The sequence below is a fragment of the Legionella rowbothamii genome, from assembly GCF_900639985.1.
Classification (GTDB): Bacteria; Pseudomonadota; Gammaproteobacteria; order Legionellales; family Legionellaceae; genus Legionella; species Legionella rowbothamii.
In genome coordinates this window covers 542,852-563,337 of sequence record NZ_CAAAIM010000001.1, presented here as the reverse complement: position 1 = coordinate 563,337, position 20,486 = coordinate 542,852, and the positions used below count along the sequence as shown (strand labels likewise).

The window sequence follows — 20,486 nt, the reverse complement described above, 5'->3', positions numbered from 1 at the left end:
AATTAATTTGCTTAGTAAGCCATCGCATTCAATAACCGGTGAAATCCGCGTTCCAGGGGATAAATCAATTTCTCATCGTTCTATTATATTTGGTGCTCTTGCGAAAGGAACTACTGTAATTAACGGGTTTCTTGATGGCGAGGATTGTATGGCTACCCTACAGGCTTTTCGTGCTATGGGGGTGAATATTGAAGGTCCTGATGAGCAACAAGTTGTTATTTATGGTGTAGGCAAGCATGGGTTAAAGAAACCTACTCAACCGATTGACTGTGGTAATTCTGGAACGAGCATGCGTTTGTTGGCTGGATTATTAGCCGCTCAAGATTTTGACAGTGAATTAATCGGGGATGAAAGCCTAATGAGGCGTCCTATGCTGCGTATTAGCAAGCCTTTAATGCAGATGGGAGCTGATATATCTACGGTTAACGGAAAGCCGCCGATTAAAATCAAAGGCGGTAAGAACCTGAAGGGCATTAATTATGTTATGCCTGAAGCAAGTGCTCAAGTAAAATCCTGTGTATTATTAGCTGGTTTGTATGCAGACGGTGAGACGACTGTTACTGAAACGGGTATTAGCCGTAATCACACTGAAGTCATGTTAGAAAGTTTTTCTTATCCTGTATCTCGTAAAGAAAACTCCATTACAGTGGATTCTAAAAGCGAATGCATGGCTACAGAGATTTTCGTTCCTGGAGATATTTCTTCTGCAGCCTTTTTTATTGTTGCGGCTACTATTATTCCTGGTTCTGATATTCTTATCCGTAACGTGGGTATTAATGCTACACGCACTGGGATTTTACATATACTCTTAGAGATGGGTGCTAATATTACTCTATTAAATCAGGGCCAGCAGGGTGAAGAACCGGTTGCTGATATTCGTGTGCAACATGCTTCATTGAAGGGCATTAATATCTCCCCAGATCTTGTTCCACTTGCAATCGATGAGTTTCCTATTATTTTTATTGCTGCAGCATGTGCTGAAGGTCAAACTGCATTACGTGGCGCAAAAGAACTACGTTTCAAAGAGAGTGATCGCATTGCTGCGATGGTTGATGGGTTGAATCAGTTAGGAGTTAAAGCCCAGGCCTTAGAGGATGGGGCTTTGATTGAAGGAGGTAAATTACAAGGCGGGACAGTGGATAGTTTAGGTGATCATCGTATCGCAATGTCTTTTGCAATTGCTGGAGCAGTCGCCTCTGCGCCAGTAACAGTGGAAAATTGTGCCAATGTGGCAACATCATTCCCATTATTTGTTACAACAGCAAAAGAACTTCAACTTCAAGTAGAGGAAGTAGCTGAACATGTACGATAAAAAAATTCCCGTAATTACCCTGGATGGTCCAAGTGGAACTGGTAAAGGGACTTTATGCCATTTACTTGCCAAGCATTTGCAATGGAATATGCTCGATAGTGGCGCAATTTATCGAGTTTTGGCTTATGCCATTAGAAAAAATAATATTGATTTCCAGGACATCAACCAAATTGCAGAACTTGCTCGTACTTTAGACTTGCGTTTTGAATCTTCGGAGGATAATGCTTCCTTAGTCATCTTGAATAATGAAGATGTAAGTATGGCTATTCGCAGCGAGCAATGTGGGCAAGATGCCTCAAAAATTGCAGCAATTCCAGAAGTACGATTAGCTTTATTAGAGCGACAACGTAATTTTGCGCAGTCCCCAGGCTTAGTTACTGATGGGCGTGATATGGGAACTGTGGTGTTTCCTGACGCTGTTTTAAAGATTTTTTTGTATGCAGATGAGCAAGAAAGAGCAAATAGACGTTATTTACAGTTGAAAGAGAAAGGAAATAATGTTAGCCTCGCGCAGGTTGTAGAAGAATTGGTTAAACGTGATACAAGGGATACTGCACGTACTCACGCGCCATTGAAGCCTGCAGATGATGCAGTGAAAATTGATACAACAAGATTAACCATTGTACAAGTGTTCAATACTGTATTAAAATTAATAGAGGAACGCTTGAATAATGTTTAAGTAAAAGTCTGTTTTCATTTTGTTATCTTGGCAAGTTTGATCAAGATGGCAGGGGAGAACGGGCTTTGTTTTAGGGGGGGAGCTGAGTGGGACTCATGCTTTCATTTTTTTACTAAAGAGTTTATTAACATGTCTGAAAGTTTCAAAGAATTGTTTGAGCAAAGTATTGCTGGTGCTCAATTTTATCCTGGTGCCATTATCACTGCTAAAGTTATTGGTATTGATGATGATTATGTCATTTTAAATGCCGGACTTAAGTCCGAAGGTATTGTTGCCGTAGAAGAGTTTTACGACAAAGACGGAGCACTGGAGGTTAGCCTAGGCGATACTGTCGAAGTAGCATTGGATTCAGTTGAAGATGGCTACGGCGAGACGCTCCTTTCAAGAGAAAAAGCAAAACGTCAAGAAGCATGGCGCAAACTATCTAAATCACACGAAAACAATGAAACTGTTACTGGTCTTATCTCTGGTAAAGTTAAAGGTGGTTTCACTGTTGAAATCGGTACAATCCGCGCGTTCTTACCTGGCTCATTAGTTGACGTTAGACCTGTAAGAGATCCTTCTTACTTAGAAGGCAAAGAGCTAGAGTTCAAAGTAATTAAGATGGACTTAAAGCGCAACAATATCGTTGTTTCTCGACGTGCAGTTGTTGAAGAGGAAAGCAGTGCTGACAGACAAGCCTTGCTTGAATCATTACATGATGGCCAAGAGCTTCATGGTATCGTTAAGAACCTTACTGACTACGGTGCATTCATTGACTTGGGTGGCATAGATGGCTTACTCCATATCACTGATATTTCCTGGAAGCGCGTTAAGCATCCAAGTGAAGTATTGTCAGTTGGTCAAGACGTAAAAGTTAAAGTATTAAGCTTTGACAGTGAAAGAAACCGTGTTTCTTTAGGTATGAAACAATTAGGAAACGATCCTTGGGTTGACCTGGTTGAGCGTTATCCTTTACACAAGAAATTACAAGGTAAAGTTACTAACATTACAGATTACGGTTGCTTCGTGGAAATCGAAGAAGGCGTTGAAGGCTTAGTTCACATGTCTGAAATGGATTGGACTAACAAAAACGTTCACCCAAGCAAAGTTGTGTCTATGGGCGATATCGTTGATGTAATGGTTCTTGAAATTGATGAAGAGCGTCGTCGTATTTCTTTAGGTATGAAACAATGTGTTGGCAATCCATGGCAACAATTTGCTTCTACGCACTCTAAAGGCCAAAAAGTAACTGGAAAGATTCGTTCTATTACTGACTTTGGTATTTTCATCGGCTTAGATGGTGAGATTGATGGTCTAGTTCATTTATCTGATATTTCCTGGACTGTTGCTGGCGAAGAAGCTGTGAAACAGTTTAAGAAAGGTCAAGAATTAGAAGCGGTTATTCTTGCAATTGACCCAGAACGTGAGCGTATTTCTTTAGGCTTGAAACAATTAGAAGGTGATAACTTCACGAGCTATGTTGACGAGTTCACTAAAGGTGCGATCGTTAAAGGTAAAGTGACTGCAGTAGATGCAAAAACTGTTACTGTTTCGCTGACTGATGAGATTACTGGTACTATCCGTGCTAGTGAACTGTCTGATGAGCGTGTTGACGATGCAACGACTGTTGTCAAAGAAGGTGATGAAATCGAAGCGAAAATCATCAATGTTGACCGCAAAAACCGTTCAATTTCTCTTTCTGTGAAAGCGAAAGATGCTCAAGATGAAGCTGATGCTATTAAGAAGTACTCTAGAACTGAAGGTGCTTCTACAACTACTTTAGGCGATTTGCTTAAAGAGAAAATGGCAAGCAAAGAAGGCGAATAGTTTCCTTCTTAATTAATGAGTTAAAAAGCGTAGATTTTGTCTACGCTTTTTATTTTATTCTGAAGAGTTAATGTAAGTGTTTACGTAATCGCGTTAACATTATGATACGCTAATACTGCTATAATGCAGATGCCATTACGTAAACACTTACTTATAAAAAGTCCAGCACCATAGTTTGGGTATTCCCCCTAACTATGGTGCGAATAAGTAACGCTGTACTTATTGCAGAAATTGATTGTTGAGCGAAAATGCTCAACCAACAAAAAAGGAACAATTATGCGCATAGTAATGCTGGTTATTTATATACTGCTTATTATTATTGGCGTTAGTTTTGCAGCATTAAATGCTGCTTCTGTGGATGTTAATTTTTATTTTAATACAGTATCTATGCCTATATCGGTTCTAATAACCATTATGTTAGGGATCGGGATCTTGATTGGATTTATTCTCTTTATCGGGCGTTATTGGCGTTTAAAGGCCGAGTGTCTTCGAATAAGAAACCAATTAAAGTTGACAGAAAAAGAAATTAAAAATCTTCGTTCAATACCTTTACAAGATCAACATTAATTTTATTATGATGGAACTTAATAAAAAAGCGAGAGGGGAATATTAAATGATTGATTTGTGGCCATTACTATTGCCTGCTGCTGCATGGTCAGGCTGGTGGGTAGCAAACCGCAATAAATCGAAACCAGATCCCAATCTTTATAATCGCTTGTCTCGTGAATATGTTGTGGGGTTAAATTATTTATTAAATGAGCAATCAGATAAAGCCGTTGATATTTTTATTAAATTATTAGAAGTTGATAGCGATACAGTGGAAACCCATTTGGCACTGGGAAGCTTATTTAGACGTCGTGGTGAGGTTGATCGAGCTATTCGTATTCATCAAAACTTAATTGCCAGACCACAACTTAGTATTCAGCAAAGAAAAGAGTCCTTAATGGCCTTGGGACAAGATTATATGAGTGCAGGACTCTTTGACCGTGCCGAGCGGATTTTTCTAGAAGTTGTTGAATTAGGTGGATCAAAAGAAACGCGTAGTTTGCATGGTTTATTGGCAATATACCAACAAGAAAAAGCCTGGGAAAAGGCGCTAGATATTATTAAAAAACTGGAAATTTCTACAGGTACCAGTTTTCATATGCAAGCAGCACACTATTATTGTGAAATGGCGAATCAAGCTTTAAAAGCTAATTCGATTGATCGCGCGGCCTATTGCATCAAACAAGCAATGAATGTTGATTCAGATTCAGTACGTGCAAGCCTTATGCATGCTGGCTTGGAAATGAAAGAAGGGCGTTATAAACATGCTATTCGTTCTTTAAAACGAGTTCCGCAACAAGACGCAGACTTTTTAACTGAAATTATTGAGCCATTGGTTCGATGCCATATGGAGTTAGACTCCATGGCTGATTGTATTGATTACCTTGAAGACACCTTGGAACATCATCCAAGAGCGTCAGTAATTTTTGTAATTGCAGACTATTTAAGACAACACAAGAACATGGATGCCGCTATTGATTTTGTGGCGGATAATTTGAGCAAACATCCATCCATACGAGGTTTAAACCATTTGATTAATTGGCACCTTGAATCTGCTCATGGAAAAGTGCGCGACAAATTACAAATGCTTTATGATATTACAAGCAAGTTTTTAGATAATAAACCAGTGTATCGATGCAGCCATTGTGGTTTTGGTGGTAAGCATCTGCATTGGCATTGTCCCAGTTGTAAAAACTGGGGAAGAATGAAGCCGGTGCATGGCTTAGAAGGGTATTAGTGGTAACGTTTTGATAACGTAAAGGATAAACCTATCAAGGCGATACGATTAACGTTTATACACTATATGAAGAGATTAAGATGCAATTTATCGATTTGAAAACACAGTATTCCTTAATTGAGAACGAAGTTTTAAATGGCATACGAAATGTATTAAACCATGGTCAATACATCATGGGACCTGAAATCGCCCAATTGGAAGAACAATTAGCGGATTTTGTTGGTGTTAAACATGCTATTGTGAATTCAAGTGGAACAGATGCTTTATTAATGGCATTAATGGCTTTAGAAATTCAACCAGATGATGAAGTTATTACAAGCCCCTTTAGTTTCTTTGCAACATCAGAAGTAATCAGTCTTTGCCATGCGAAACCAGTGTTCGTTGATATTGATCCATTAACTTATAACCTGGATCCCCAAAAGCTGGAAGCGGCGATTACGAGCAAAACTAAAGCAATTATGCCAGTTGGTTTATATGGTCAATGCGCTGACCATGATGCAATTAATGCGATTGCTGATAAATACGGTATTGCGGTAATTGAAGATGCGGCACAAAGCTTTGGTGCTACCTATAAAGGCAAACGCTCTTGTGCTTTATCAACAATTGGCTGCACAAGCTTTTTTCCTTCAAAGCCTTTAGGTGGCTATGGTGATTCTGGGGCTTGCTTTACGAACGACGACATAATAGCTCAGAAATTAATTGAAGTTAGAATTCATGGGCAAAATGCGCGCTACTCCCATAGTCGTATTGGTATCAATGGTCGCATGGATACAATTCAAGCCGCAGTCTTGCTTGAAAAAATGAAATTATTCCCAGATGAAATTATCATGCGTCAAAAAGTAGCTAAGCGCTATGATCAGATGCTTTCTTCATTGGCCAGAACACCATTTATCCATAACCATAACACGAGTGTCTTTGCACAATATACCATTGAAGTGGATAATCGTGATGAGTTCCAACACGCTATGCAGGCGGCGGGTATTCCCACAGCAGTACATTACCCCTCACCCTTACATTTACAAGCAGCAATGGCTTATTTAGGCTATTCAGAAGGTGATTTTCCGCATGCAGAGAGAGCAAGTCGCCGTGTAATTAGCTTACCCATGCATCCTTACTTGCAAGAATCTGAGCAAGTCAAAGTTGTTGAGGCAGTTAAAAAAGCGTTAATGCCTCAAGAAGAAGAGGTTATGGCCTAATGTCATCCCCATTAATTGTTGCACTGGATTTTAATCATGAGCAGGATGCTCTTAATTTAATTGATCAGTTGGATCCAAACGAATGCTCCTTAAAAGTTGGTAGTGAGCTGTTTACCCTTTTGGGAACTCGGTTTGTGCGGCAATTAGTTGATCGGAAGTTTAAGGTTTTTTTAGATTTAAAATTTCATGATATTCCTAATACCGTAGCCAATGCCTGCAAGGCGGCCGCGGATTTAGGGATTTGGATGATGAATGTTCATGCCTCTGGCGGAATGAACATGATGTACTCTGCAAGACAAGCGCTAGAGTCATATGGAGTAAACAGACCTATATTAATTGCAGTAACTGTGTTAACCAGTTTTAGTCAGGAAGACTTGGCTTCAATAGGCATAACTCTTCCTGTAATGGAACATGTTAAGGACTTAGCGCGTCTAACTAAAGAATCTGGTTTAGATGGGGTTGTAAGTTCTGCACATGAGGTAAAAGAAATTAAAAATATCTGCGGATCGGACTTCATCACGGTAACTCCGGGTATTCGACTTGCGACTGATGCTCAAAACGATCAAACACGTGTTATGACGCCTGCAGAAGCAAGAGCGGCGGGTAGTGATTATTTAGTTGTTGGCCGTCCAATTACTAAAGCTAATGAACCCGAAAAAGTAATTGCTGCTATTCTAGCAGGCATATAATTCTCGCCAATTATCTCATAAAGTGTGAGTTGGAACTATGGCTTCATGGTGCTCTAAATGTATTCTTAGCAAATACTTCAGACCAAGAATTATCCTGGCTTAGAGCCAAAAATAGAGGAAAGCGAAGTTTCAGTAAACCCGCTCACCCGAAGCCACATACATTCATATTGAAAATTAAATTAGATTAGTATTTTTTTTTGAGATCATCATGAATAACCTCATCCATAAGTATTGGGGCAGGGATGTTAATTTCTAATTTGTTCCAAATGGTAGCAATACATTTATCAATAAAGCTCAATTCAGTACTATCTATCATTTGAGATAAATTTTGATTAATGTTTGTTAATCTTGTTATTTCTGTGTCTATTCTGGCGCGATGTTGGGCGTTAAATAAACTTACTATGTTAGTCCAATTCTGAAATAGGTATGTGAATGCAACTGGTGTTAAATTCGGAAAAGTATTTTCTCGAGTATTAAGTTTATCGAGTAGCTCTCTTAATGTCGCTTGTATCGAGATGTCATCAAAATTATCACATTTTTCAATCGCATCGGCGTAAATGATAATGGGGCCAGGCATACCCACGTTAACAAAAAATGCTATTCCGGCCGCTTGTAAGGCCGCTAATCTGTCTTGACTTGCATTTAAATTAGATATTTTTTCAAAAAGCATCAATGATGCGGCAAGGTTCACAATATTATACAAATTAGCGTCTATTGAATCGGGTACCTTTGATAGAGGAAAGTCAATGGAAGAATTGTTTAACAGTTGTTTAATAAAACATGATTTTTGTTGCTTAGTAAAACCATCTTTAGTTTTAGGTATCTTAAAATCATAGATTCCTTGGCTTATAGTCTTCACATATTGAATTACCACAGCGGCTAATTTGTCAGTATTTATTGGCTCCGCAGAAATATTTTTTTCCGACTTAAAAAACTTGTCTCTAGACATAGTTGTTTATCCTTTTGTAATAAATATGTTTTTAAAAGCAATATCATAATTTAATTTTAGCATTTTTGTTTTAATTATGGTAATACTGTTTAAAATAATTAACCTTGTTTGCTTTAAAAGCGATTACTATAAGAACTAGCAATTTCTATATTATCCTCTTCGCTAGACGATACGTGAGCTGTCATAGGAAGGGGTTTATTTTTAGCTTCCATGATATATTTTACAATCTCATCTGCTGCAGTAATACTCCATGCATTGCTAATGTGAAAAAAGCTCTCGTTGCAGTTTGGCAATAAATATTTACTTAATTCTTCGCCAGCAGTTTTTCCAGCAAGGAATGTTTGGTGCATCATCCCTTCTTCTTCTGTTATTAAATGCTTTTCATTCTTTTCTTTTTTTGCTGCGTTGAGCATCGCTGTTAATAATCGCATGTGTACTGGTGCCAAATATTCACAATGATCAATACCCAGATATCGAGCTTCTAATATTGAGTAGGAACCAGTTGCCATAGCGTATTTAGCATCATGTAAACCACGCATTAATATTTCCGTAGTTTCAGTACGAGGGATAGGATACAGGGGGAATAAACGTTCATTACAAAGATATTGCCATTCTGTATATGCGCGACTTTCAGTATCTGTCCCTACTAAAATAACCGGCCAGTTTTCTGGAAGCTCGTCAGTTTTATTAAGCTCTTGACTAATCTCTTGCAAGAATAATTTGCCTGCATCCCCAGGCGCATCTTTGCTACAATAAATAACAATCAATTTATCACTTTGTTTCTTACCCGAGGTCCCCGCCTTTTCTTTGAAGTCATTTCCAATATGGTTTAGCCAGGCTTGTCGAGTCTTTGGAGCTAGTATTTCTTCTTTGGCTAATTTGGATATCATGGGAAACCCGCCATTACCTCTAATTCCTGTTTGCAGAACATGTATGTTTCTAAAGTCTGTATGATTTATTAATCCAGTTACAAACTCAAATCCATTGATACTCATCCCAGGAACACAGCTGAGCAATATTCTACATTCTGTTGGTAGCTCAAATTCTCTCTTTAAATGTTTTGCTGTAAATTGATTTTGTAAATGAGCCCATCCGGCAAATACCAATGTATTTAATGAACGGGTTAGTTCCTTGAACTTATACCATTCCTCTATTTGCTCTAATACTTTGGGGGGAAACTGTAAATTGCTTTTGATTTCGTCCATTTCCTCTTTTGTAATCAGGAATTCATCAGGGAGAAATCCAAACTGAGCTTTTAGGTTGCTAATATGAGCGTCAGTTAACTTGAGTATATTATTATTCTTTTTCTCTAGATCTGATACAATACTCTTAATTTTCTTACTGTAGTTTAGTACAGGAAAAATCTCTGGGGACGTAACCCCAATATCATTATAATAAGCTAGTTCTCTTTTGGGATTTTTTTCATCTATCCCTGGCTCTTCTGTAAGCACCAGTAAAGGATAGTCTGCCGGGTTGTTCGATAGCTGCTTAGAGAAAAAACAAGTCTTTGCTGTTAATCTTAGTGAGTTACCTGTTTTAGGTAATTCTAGCTTCTGCTTGCTACCACTTCTGAGTAGATAGTACCTATCACTATCCATCTCATGAATGTACCAATCGATAGAGGGATCTAGTACATTTAGATTGTTTGCATTTACTTTCTTGAATTGTACATATTTGTTTCTTATTCCCGGGATGCTTTTTTCAAGAGAGCGCTCATTCGTCAAAAAGAGCCAGACCTCTCCAGTTAAATTTTTCTTTGATAACTCGTCCAGCCAACTTTTTTTAACTTTCTCTGCTCGTTCTTTTGATATCTCGTCATAAGTTATGCATAAATGAATTTGATGGTGTTGTTCTGTAATATTTTTTAACATATAGTCTTTAAAGACATTTAAGAATGCTTCATCGCCACCGGTGTTGCCTTCAAGTCTTGTATAAAATAATGTCTTCATATTTATGCGTATCCTTAATGACATTAAATAATTGATATATAATTATACACAATGATTATTAAGATTTTCTTATCAAGGCGGTTCAATCACTGAAACATAATGAAAAAATAATTTTCTTGGAAAAAAACACGTGATTAAAACCGTACATTTTGATACTTAAATTGCCAACGAATATTTTGTCTAGTTTGTAAACGAACTTAGACTTTTTTGGTCACCAAAATATGGTACAAAGAATAGTTTGTGTCATCATATTGTTTGTAATGCTAGCGCATAGAGCAAAATACTCCCATTCCAAAAAATGCAGGTAAGATAAGTAATACGGTTTTATTTTTGCATTGGACGGTGGGAAATGGGCAAGCCTTTTGATGCTAATAAATAACTTCAGGTCTAAGAATTAATAAGTTTGACGCATTACATAAAATCATGTTAATTATATTTTATACAGGATATTAGGCATGGGTTAACAAAGATATTCAGGAGAGATGTTTGGGGTTATAAATAAAACGTCTCACAAATAATTCATTATCAGGAGTCAGAGCCAAAAAAATTATCCAGATGTTTATGGAAAGGACTTTCATACTCGGGAGCTAAGCGATGACACCACAACACGTAATAAGTCAATTACTAGAATCGGATACCAAATACCCCAACAATCTGAACTTATTAAAAAAAATTATTATCACTGCTCAATTAGGCCGTTTACAAGTTAATGGATCGCCTCCTGATAATAAAATTTCATTAGCAAGCTATCTGTTTGATAATGAAAACATTATGTTTGATTTTACTCGTTTGAGCGAAGAAAAAAGAAAACAATTTACCCAATGGCTTTTGGGGCCACATCAGAAAGATAAGACACGGGCTCATTTTAGAGGTGCAACAGTTAATGAGTATCGTGGTTTTACGGCAGAAGTTTTTTTGAACTGGTGGGGGGTTGTTAAAAGTTGGATTAATAAACGATATTCAGAGTACTGGAAAATAACGGACTTAAATATTTCCTTAAACTACCAATTAATTGGAGTGGAAATGTGTCATGGTAAGCATGGCATTTTAATAGGTTTTGATCAATTTTTGGTTCCTAACAACGATACCAAATACCGCGATCCAAATGACTCGCAAAAAGATCCATTAGGTAATACGAAACGAGTCTTTATTACTGAACAGCTTGTCGATCAATTAATTCATAAAGATATTCAACACTTAGAATTTGAGTCTATTTGTAAAAATCCACATCCTCATTCTGTCTATGTTTCTAATCTGCAAGAGCGCTTGGCACAGATGTATGATTATCGAAATACACAGCGCTATTTGGCCCATCAGCCTTGGTATGCCCGTCTATGGAATTGGATAGTCCCTGGCTCTTATGAAGTTAACAAAACAAAAAGTAGTGTGGTTAAGGAGAATCATTTAATTTCTTTATACCAAGACGAGACAGTACAAATTGACTATTACAGCAAGACTCATGAAGTTCTGGTTAGGGAAAAAAGACCGGATATCGATAATATTGTTTACTGTGGCGGTGGGGCGAAGATTTATGGACACGTAGGCTTTTGGAAGGCACTCAATGAGGCAAAAATTCATCCCACAAAATTTGCAGGGAGTTCAGCTGGCGCGATTATGGCCTTACTTTGTTATTTAGGCTATACCGCTAACGAAATTACAGAGTTCTTCAAAAATTTTAAACAAGAACATTTAGTTCATTTTGACATAGATATAAATGGCATGTCGGATCCGCGCTCATTAAAGACCGCCGTTGATTATGCGATTACTTATAAATTAAACCAAATTGTTTCTCAATATGGTATTCCGTACCCACAAGGAAAAATTACCTTTGCAACACTTGAAGCAATAAGACAGCGCGCTCCCGATTGCGGATTAGGTCAAGAGCTTGTGGTTACGGCAACCAATAAACGGCTAGGAAAAACACGCTATTTTTCATTGCTACGCTCGCCCGATTTTGAGGTGAGTGAAGCCGTAAAAATTTCTGCGAGCTTTCCAATTGTTTATCGTTCAACTGTATTAGATGGTGATGAGCATAATGATGGAGGAATTTTAACTAACTTTCCAACGGAGGCGTTCTTTGATGATCATTCGACCTTATTGGAATCAGAATATGGCAATAATTTAAAGGTTTTGGCAGTCCAATTTGATAATGGAACTGAACGAACGGCAATTGATCGTATGATGGAGCGGGTTTATAAGGAACATTTCTTCATGAATTGGGGCTATCGCTTAATTACGGGGGTGGATGATCCAGCAAGTGGCTGGGAGCTGGATCGTCTAAAGTTACGTAAATATGCGGCTCAATCCATAGTGATTAATGTAGACAATGTTTCTACTACATCCTTTACAGTTGATGATGATAATAGAAATAAAATGATTCAAGCCGGTTATGATGCAACGATGAGTCATTTAAAGATGCGTTATATCTGTAATGAAGATGAGGAGTATGAAAACTATGAATACATGTATTCTAAATTTACCTGTTTAGGAGATTTATTATCTTATTGTTGTTATCGTGGTGAATTTCAGTGGTTTGAGCGAATTAGGCATATCGCGGTGGAGGCGAACATACCTAATAAAGCTGGAATATTAAGTCAAATTCAGGAATTAAGCACCTTATATTTTCATGCTAAAGCCAAGACCTCCCCAAAAAATAACAAGCCAGTAGACGACAATTCATTAACATTCTTTGGGAATACAATACCTCAAGAGCCACAGCCTATAATTCATAATGAGAATCATAAAGTGTTACTTGCTATGTACCCGGTGTTCTTAATGTTAACCTCCGATTTATTAAAAGATAATGCGGATAAACGGCTTTTTGAGGAAGCAAGGCATGCCCTAGCCTTACAAAATCCTTTTGCTAGCTTAGATTATTTGACAAAGCTAAAACAGCCAATTAATGTCATGCTGCATATAGTGATTAATTTATTTAGCGAATTGCAAGAAAACCCACGGCAAGAGGTTTATGATGCATTTACAGAAGTAGTCGCGGTATTTAAAGCTAATCGTTCTATTTATAAAAATGAATTTTATGCACATTGGGATTTATCGTTTCACCAAAGTTTACGTGTGTTACATGTATTGAATAATTGCCCAGCTCATGTAGCGACTGAATTGCTGAACTCTTTGAGTAGAGGGAATGAGCCTTTGCAAAAAGTCGTTGATGGAGAATACTGTGAGGATTATGAGGATTTTTCTGATGAGATGCCGCATTTAACTGGTTTTAATGTGTGAATGTACTGACTGAGTGTCTATTTCACGATATACTAAATTTTTTGTCTGAGCCTAGTTTATGTACAATAACCTGACGCTTTATTATCTAAATCAAATGGGAATTAGGCCTTGGATTAAGAGAGAGGCACAAGAGCAGTCTCAAGAAGTATCGAAGGCGGTAAAGCTGGTGGTATTTGTTTCATCAACTCTGAGTGCGAAAGCACAATCCCTGTTACAGCAGATGATAGGGTATCTGAATTTGAATGATGGTGAGTATACTGTCCTTCCTGCTCAAAAAAGTGAAGTGCGGAAACGTTATTCAGCCATAACATCTTTTGCAACATTGGTATTTGGTTTAAGCCCTGAGGAATTGTTTTCCAAAGAGCAAGCGCCAGTTTTCAATACATTTGATTTGGATTATTTGCTCAGTAATCCCAGTGAAAAAAGAACGGTTTTTAAGGTTCTTAGTGAAATTAAACAGCTAGTATCCTAAATTTTTGTATTATGAAATTAAAAGGATTTACACTACTTGAATTACTAATCACTATGATGCTATTAGTTAGCTTATCTATGGTTGCAATCGCATCTTACTCCTATTTTTTAAGAAAGAACGAACGGCAAACGCTTATTGATGAACTAAAAAACTCGGTGCAGTATGCGAAATCACAAGCGCTTATTTTAAACAGTAACGTTGTTCTTACTCCCCTAGATGATTCCCTCAATTGGGCTAATGGGTTGCGGCTGATTACTAAAAATAAAAAGACTAATAAAATAGAAACACTCTATCAATGGCAGTGGCATCATCCTCGGTGGCAGCTGTCTTGGAGTGGTGTACACCCGGGAAACAGGATTATTTTTTCTAATAATCCTGCTCACGCGATGTGTAATGGTCGTTTTATCCTGGCTAATCGGGATCAAGATGAACGTGCAGAAATTATTTTAAATCGTCTGGGACGAATAAGGGAATCATAATATAGGCTCGATCTCTTAATTTGTTTATTATCATATAACTGAGCGAGTAATTTGACCTGTTTATAAAAACAGGTTTCTTAATCGTCAAATGAGTAGCTTTTATCGATGATTTCATCTAAGCATTCTCTTAAGAATATACGCTATCATGATATTGTCTTTTTATTGCCCGAGTCTTCCTATTATACCAACTTAGCACTTTATTCCAGTAAGATTTTCCTCTACAGCTCTAACTAAAGAGCTGGTTTTTGTTTCTTTAAAAAACAAAAAGTTATTACCCTTGGTAACTACCAGATTAACAATACCTGCGGCCAGATACACCACGCCAAGTCCAGCAATTGCCAACGCAACATTGGCTAAAATATAGTTAATATTCCTATGATTCGCGAAATCCTCTTTACTGGTATTGATTAAGGTTTGGCAATCAGCAGCATATTGCTCAACGCATTGATTGTAGTTCGTGAGAGACATGTATTTTAGTTGATTCATCTTGGTTTCTAGATCAGTAGCCAGTAGGCTGAGTTTGCCTGCAACATCATCTGAGCCTCTATATATTAAATCACCTGCCTGTGCTCGTAATAGTTTTATCTGAGCCAAAATAGCCTCTATTCGCAGCATACTCTGAGGATGATACCTCGTAAGGATGGCCATATTCTCAATTTTTGGTTCAGTGGTCGCGACCAGATTAACATAGGGAGGATGCTCTCTATTCTTGTCAGGATTTTGTTCCGTGGTAGGGGATAGATTAGCATGTGGAAGGTTCTCTCTATTCCCGTCCGCATTTTGTTCAGCCCTAGGAGATGATAGATTGACATGAGAAAAATACTCTATAGCCTGGTCAATTGACAAACGTTGGTTACTGTTAGCACACAACATTCCTTTAAGAGTTTCTTTAATAATAGATTTATTTTCATTATCTAACTCATCGATACCAGTAAATAAAGTATCTAAACTAACATTGTGGGCATTATCACAGGCATAAGTAAACGAGTTAATCGTCATAAGTGTTGACACAGTCGTATCACGCCATAACTCGGCAATAATTCGTCCCATCGAAAAAACGTCTGCTTTGCTGGATTGCGAAACTCTATCCCAAAGCTCTGGCGCTTGATAAAGGGGAGTCCCGGGATATTCTCCATCAGGTTTGTCCGCGTTTGTACTGAGTCCGAAATCAATAATGTTTACAGTAATTGGAAAAGTACTCATATCAACCAAAATGTTTTCAGGTTTTATGTCTCTATGAATGATACTTTTATCAGTAACCTGCTCTTTAAGCGCTTTTAATAAGGCTTTAGTTAACTCACTACGATTCTCCAAGGTTAAAACGTTTTTACCTAATAAGTCATCTTGAAGAATTTGATCTAAATCTTTGCCTTTTAATTCTCGCATTACCGTATAACTCACCTGACCGGAAAATACAGGCTGTTTAATTGCTAAGTGTGAGGCTCTTTTTGAGAAATTATATTCTTCCCAAGCTGTATATTCAGGGTGATGATAATTATGGTGTTGTATTTTGACTGCCCGAGACTTTCCATTTTGCCCATGTTCTTTAAACCGAAAAGAAGTTTTATCGATTTTAAAGGTACCTTCGATTTCATAAACAATCCCGTAACTTCCTTTTCCAAGCTGACGATCACTTATAAACTCATAACGAACCCCAGTTTTACCTTCTTTAGGTTGACGCATAATTACTTGAGATGAAAATATAAAATCACTCCCATCGGCAAAAGAATAAACGCTTCCGTTTGACCAAACATGAACACCTTTTTGCAGTTGCCCCTCAAAAAATGCATAAAGTTTTTCGGCATTTTGTGGGGAAAGATTTTTTGGATTAATGATTTGGGGCATTGGTTGTCTTTGTGATGTATAGTTGAACACATTTTACATTAAATGATCTTTGATGAAAAGTATTTCACCAAAAAAAACTTAGATAAAAAGATATGCTGTGGCTTAGGGGCAAATAAGAGAAATCAATAGCTTGTCGCTAAATCATTAATTTTGTAAGATGGTGGCGAATCACTTTATCGCTGATCGAATTTCATGCCAATTAATACACGCCTTATTTTTTCACTAAAAGCTGAGTGCTCTAGAACGTTTTTAGAGTGGGTGAATTATAAACAATCACTAACCGATAAATTACGCGATATCCATGGTGATGCTCAGATTGAGCTGTTATCTCAACAATGGGTTAGAACCGACTTTTGGTCTAAAAGCCTGCTTGATGTGCGCGATGTTTCTGTTTTTCAGCGGGAAATTCTCATGAAAAGTCATGATGTCCCTTATTGGTATGCACGGACGATTATTCCGCAGCGTTGTTATGACTTAGACACAGAATTCTTTGGTCGCTTGCGCAAAGAGTCAGTTAAGAATTTGATTTTTAATATGGAGCAGGTGAAGCGTATTAATTCCATCAATTATCCTGTAGATGATCAATGTGTGGAGTTTTATTGGGTAAAAAAATATATTCCATCGATTCGAGATGTACTTTGGGTTCGCATTGCCGAATTTTTATTTAAGGAAAAAGAATCATTTTATTTAGTAGAAATTATGTTTCCTGAGTTAGGAGAAATTACTCCATGAAGTGGACTGCATACTGGCGCCTTATGCGTTTTGATAAGCCGGTGGGAATTTTATTGCTTTGGTTTCCTACAGCCTGGGCCCTCTGGCTGGCAAATAAAGGAATTCCCTCGTTTAAATTATTGGTTTTATTTTTAAGCGGTACATTATTAATGCGTGCGGCAGGCTGTGTGGTTAATGATATTGCAGATCGTAATATTGATAAATATGTAGCACGCACCCAATTACGGCCGTTAACCTCGGGGGAAATCAGCCTAAAAGAGGCTCTGGGCGTATTATTTATTTTACTGCTTGCCGCGTTGTTCATATTACTCAATTTACCTGTGGATTGTTGGTATTTAGGTGTGATTGCCTTATTCATTTCAATTCTTTATCCGTTTTGTAAACGATTTTTAAGCGCTCCTCAATTCGTTCTTGGCTTAGCTTTTTCTATGGGGATTCCCATGGCTTATGTGGCTTCTCATGTACCCTTAAATACTGAATGCACTTTATTATTTCTGCTGAACTTTGCTTGGATTGTGGCTTATGACACGATGTATGCGATGACTGATAAAGAAGACGACTTACGTATAGGCGTAAAATCTACTGCAATTTACTTTGCCAGCTATGATCGTTTTATTATTGGTTTATTACAATGTTTATTACATGGTCTATGGCTATATTGGGCATTAAGTAACAAGGTAAACAGCATCGGTTTTTATGGCTTATGGTTTGCAGCGGGTATGGTTTTGCTGTATCAGCAGAAATTAATTAGTAAACGTGAGCGGGAACAATGTTTCAGAGCATTTATCATTAGTGTTTATTATGGTGCGCTCATGTGGGTTGCAGTGGCATCTGTTTTTTAATCCTACAATTATATCTAAGTAAGTACGTTATGTTAAATACTTAATTGAACAGAAGTAGTCCATATGGTAGGATACCTTCTTTTTTTGAGTATTTATTTATCATGACGTATTATTTTGGTAGTAAAGAACAGATCAATGGCGATATTAAATATAATGAATATAATTTTGCCGAAGCATTAAAGTATTACAAAAAAGGTCTTGAGCACCTGCATAAAATTGCAGCACAAAGAAATTTTACTGCCAACAAACTCTATAACGATGCATTGGCTTATGCGCTTAGCGATGTGGTTATTTGTACGACTGATGTGCTTCGAGCATCACTTAAAGGTAAATTGGATTACTCTCAAATAACTGAAGCTTGGAAGGAGATTACCAGTACTCTTCAAGAGCTGAAGGTCGTTTATAATAGTGACAGTATTCAACGATACTCAGGCTCTCAGACTACTCCTGAACGAATGGATACTGTTTATTCTGCTATTGCTCTGGCAGCAGAAGCCGTTAGTGATCGCTTGGTCGATTGGCTTGACAATAGTAAAAAGAAACCAACTGAAAAACAATTTTTAACGGCCTTAACCTGGTTAACTCGTGCTATAGATAATCAGAGTCAAGCGGGTTTTGATGTTGAGATTGAATTACATATAGGCTATTTAAATCTATTAGAGCGTGCCTTTCATTGCGAAAAAAACAAACAAATTCTTACGCGAATCGCTAACTACATCAAGAACAATTCATTGTATGATTTAGAATTATCACCTGAGGAAAAACTGGAACTTCTAGGATATGAGCTTTTAGTTGCTGTGGAAAATAATGACCCCAGCGCTCATGAGCTTGCTAAGCAGTGTCGTGCACTTATAGATACGGATACGATGATTGACGAAGAGAGCGAGTTAATTACTGACCTTCGTAAATTAATGACTCGTTTACCACTCGTGGATGATGATGAAGATGTGGTAATCATTTGGAAGGAGAAAAAAAGAAAGCGCCGATACATTATCGAAGATGATGAGGAAGAGACTCAAACAGCTACGCCTACAGAAATCCCGGACACGGTAATTGAAAGTAAATCAAAGCATAAAAAAGCAAATGATATTGAATCAGAATGGCAAGCTCTTGTTAGTACAGCGGATGTAGAGGACTCCGAACCTATGTCTGATCTCAATATTCACATTGCAACCGCTAGTGAGTTCCTTGTTACTACCGAACGATTTGCGCCTGCACCAACTACTTCGTTATTAACGATGAGAAATACATTTTTTGCACCTGAGGCTATAACTTCCCAAGTCTCATCATTAGCTCCTATAGGACACCATAAAGCATTTAAGAAGGCGATGTATAGTATTGCTGAAAATTATAATAGTCCTGGATTCCTGGCGAATTTATTATCAGTTTTTGCTGATTTTTATTATAAAACCAGAGATTTACCTTTTAAAAATCTTCCTATAACTGCTTATTCATTATACAGCACGGTTTTAAAATTGAACCCTCAACATGAAGTTGCAATCAGTAGAATGAATGCTATCTATCAAAATAATCCACGAATGATTAATGATAATATGCATTTCGCTGCCTCTGCCCCATCTCTAGCTACAAATCCTCATGATATCTTCATTGATGCAATTAAAGATAATATTCGTGAAATTGAAACTTATCTGAGTGGGAAGCCGAAAGAATTAGATGATCTATTCACTCGGTTTATGCTTTTTGTTACCAAGACCATAAAGGAAGCTCGGATTGCAGGAAATCAATCTGCCTTAATCGCTGAATTGTTGCAGTCAAAATATGATAATTTTATTTTGACAGCGTCGTTAAGTCAGTTTTCCGATACTAGCCGAATGACCTTTTAAAGGCTGTCATTGCGAATAAAGTGAAAGTACGTCATCCCGAGCGAGGGATGACGTATTTTTTACGTAAATAGAAATTAAAACGTTTCGCTACCATTATCAGCAACCACTCGAGTGTGTTTGCCATAAATTACCAAAATCTTTTGCTTATTTTTTAACTTAAGATCTTCAGATTGAACAACCGAAATAATGCCCCCAGACTTTAATTTAATAACGTATTCAACCCCCCGTGTTTGATTGTAGCCATTATCAGCAAAGTCACTGCTTGAGGTGTTTTTTGCAGTGCTGTTTCGGTGCAAATTAACTGTACGTTTGGAAATTACGGTACCTGGAATAACCTTTTTTATTTTCCCTACTTCATTGGCATCATATTCTCCAGGAGGAGTGGTTTTACAACTGCTTAAGGCCAGTCCTAAAAAGGCTACTAAAATGAACTTAAATACGGACGTGTTTTTCATGGTAAATAAACTCCAATAATTGCTCATTGATTGCTTAGGCATTCTAGCGAATTTAGTTGTTTATTGCTATTAAAAGACAGAGAAGCAAGAATTATTAAAGCTGTTTCAGGCATATTAAATGCGTTACAACGGTTTTCGGAAGATGCTACAAGCTATTACTACTTTCAGCAGTACAAGATAATCAGCTCCCTAAGCCCTCCCACACACCCAACGC

The 20,486-nt window shown here is 37.5% G+C and carries 17 protein-coding genes; 13 read left to right on the top strand and 4 right to left on the bottom strand.

All coding sequences use genetic code 11. The features are described 5' to 3' along the window. Window position 1 precedes the first annotated feature (1 nt). The 7 genes from aroA (at window position 2) to pyrF (ending at window position 7,468) form a co-directional block, all read left to right on the top strand. Window positions 2-1,312: a 3-phosphoshikimate 1-carboxyvinyltransferase gene (gene aroA / locus E1P08_RS02305; RefSeq protein WP_242602372.1), complete on the top strand. Its 1,311-nt coding sequence runs from the start codon at window positions 2-4 to the stop codon at window positions 1,310-1,312. Beyond that, window positions 1,302-1,991 (top strand): (d)CMP kinase, encoded by a 690-nt coding sequence (gene cmk, locus E1P08_RS02300; protein WP_165485066.1) that lies wholly within the window; start codon window positions 1,302-1,304, stop codon window positions 1,989-1,991. The genes aroA and cmk overlap by 11 nt, the downstream gene beginning before the upstream one ends. 129 nt (window positions 1,992-2,120) lie before the next feature. Next, window positions 2,121-3,800, top strand: coding sequence for a 30S ribosomal protein S1 (gene rpsA / locus E1P08_RS02295; protein WP_133135396.1), 1,680 nt, complete (start codon window positions 2,121-2,123; stop codon window positions 3,798-3,800). Window positions 3,801-4,076: 276 nt separating this feature from the next. Next, a complete protein-coding gene (locus E1P08_RS02290; RefSeq protein WP_058535274.1) occupies window positions 4,077-4,367 on the top strand; it encodes a lipopolysaccharide assembly protein LapA domain-containing protein in 291 nt (96 codons plus the stop codon). 46 nt (window positions 4,368-4,413) lie between these two features. Beyond that, the gene (gene lapB / locus E1P08_RS02285) at window positions 4,414-5,583 is read left to right on the top strand and encodes a lipopolysaccharide assembly protein LapB (RefSeq protein ID WP_133135395.1); all 1,170 of its coding nucleotides are present in this window, start codon (window positions 4,414-4,416) and stop codon (window positions 5,581-5,583) included. An 80-nt stretch (window positions 5,584-5,663) separates the two neighbouring features. After that, window positions 5,664-6,779, top strand: a complete 1,116-nt coding sequence (locus E1P08_RS02280) for a DegT/DnrJ/EryC1/StrS family aminotransferase (RefSeq protein ID WP_133135394.1) — start codon at window positions 5,664-5,666, stop codon at window positions 6,777-6,779. Then, window positions 6,779-7,468, top strand: coding sequence for an orotidine-5'-phosphate decarboxylase (gene pyrF / locus E1P08_RS02275; RefSeq protein ID WP_133135393.1), 690 nt, complete (start codon window positions 6,779-6,781; stop codon window positions 7,466-7,468). The genes E1P08_RS02280 and pyrF overlap by 1 nt, the downstream gene beginning before the upstream one ends. Before the next feature lie 184 nt (window positions 7,469-7,652). Here the strand turns inward: pyrF and E1P08_RS02270 are convergent, their stop codons facing one another. Continuing rightward, window positions 7,653-8,417 carry a hypothetical protein gene (locus tag E1P08_RS02270; RefSeq protein WP_133135392.1) on the bottom strand — a complete coding sequence of 255 codons (765 nt, stop codon included), beginning with the start codon at window positions 8,415-8,417 and terminating at the stop codon, window positions 7,653-7,655. 113 nt (window positions 8,418-8,530) lie between these two features. After that, window positions 8,531-10,366 carry a hypothetical protein gene (locus E1P08_RS02265; RefSeq protein WP_133135391.1) on the bottom strand — a complete coding sequence of 612 codons (1,836 nt, stop codon included), beginning with the start codon at window positions 10,364-10,366 and terminating at the stop codon, window positions 8,531-8,533. A 594-nt stretch (window positions 10,367-10,960) separates the two neighbouring features. On the opposite strand from E1P08_RS02265, the gene vpdC reads away from it, so the two are divergent. From vpdC to E1P08_RS02250, 3 genes are read left to right on the top strand one after another with little or no spacing between them, the layout of a single operon-like run. Beyond that, window positions 10,961-13,603 (top strand): Dot/Icm T4SS effector VpdC, encoded by a 2,643-nt coding sequence (gene vpdC / locus E1P08_RS02260; RefSeq protein ID WP_133135390.1) that lies wholly within the window; start codon window positions 10,961-10,963, stop codon window positions 13,601-13,603. Between the two features lie 58 nt (window positions 13,604-13,661). Continuing rightward, window positions 13,662-14,075, top strand: coding sequence for a DNA polymerase III subunit psi (locus E1P08_RS02255; protein ID WP_133135389.1), 414 nt, complete (start codon window positions 13,662-13,664; stop codon window positions 14,073-14,075). Between the two features lie 11 nt (window positions 14,076-14,086). Beyond that, window positions 14,087-14,554, top strand: coding sequence for a GspH/FimT family pseudopilin (locus E1P08_RS02250; protein ID WP_133135388.1), 468 nt, complete (start codon window positions 14,087-14,089; stop codon window positions 14,552-14,554). Window positions 14,555-14,743: 189 nt separating this feature from the next. Here E1P08_RS02250 and E1P08_RS02245 read toward each other — a convergent pair whose 3' ends face one another. After that, on the bottom strand, window positions 14,744-16,399 hold the full coding sequence (locus E1P08_RS02245) for a protein kinase domain-containing protein (RefSeq protein ID WP_133135387.1): 1,656 nt from the start codon (window positions 16,397-16,399) through the stop codon (window positions 14,744-14,746). A gap of 192 nt (window positions 16,400-16,591) precedes the next feature. Between E1P08_RS02245 and E1P08_RS02240 the strand changes: the two genes are divergently transcribed. The 3 genes from E1P08_RS02240 (at window position 16,592) to E1P08_RS02230 (ending at window position 19,817) form a co-directional block, all read left to right on the top strand. Further along, window positions 16,592-17,131, top strand: a complete 540-nt coding sequence (locus tag E1P08_RS02240) for a chorismate--pyruvate lyase family protein (protein WP_133135386.1) — start codon at window positions 16,592-16,594, stop codon at window positions 17,129-17,131. Next, on the top strand, window positions 17,128-17,973 hold the full coding sequence (ubiA, locus tag E1P08_RS02235; protein ID WP_133135385.1) for a 4-hydroxybenzoate octaprenyltransferase: 846 nt from the start codon (window positions 17,128-17,130) through the stop codon (window positions 17,971-17,973). Before E1P08_RS02240 ends, ubiA begins: the two co-directional genes overlap by 4 nt. 101 nt (window positions 17,974-18,074) lie before the next feature. Continuing rightward, window positions 18,075-19,817: a hypothetical protein gene (locus E1P08_RS02230; protein ID WP_133135384.1), complete on the top strand. Its 1,743-nt coding sequence runs from the start codon at window positions 18,075-18,077 to the stop codon at window positions 19,815-19,817. Between the two features lie 74 nt (window positions 19,818-19,891). On the opposite strand, the gene E1P08_RS02225 is transcribed toward E1P08_RS02230, so the two are convergent. Continuing rightward, window positions 19,892-20,272 carry a hypothetical protein gene (locus E1P08_RS02225; protein ID WP_133135383.1) on the bottom strand — a complete coding sequence of 127 codons (381 nt, stop codon included), beginning with the start codon at window positions 20,270-20,272 and terminating at the stop codon, window positions 19,892-19,894. Between the last annotated feature and the right edge of the window lie 214 nt (window positions 20,273-20,486).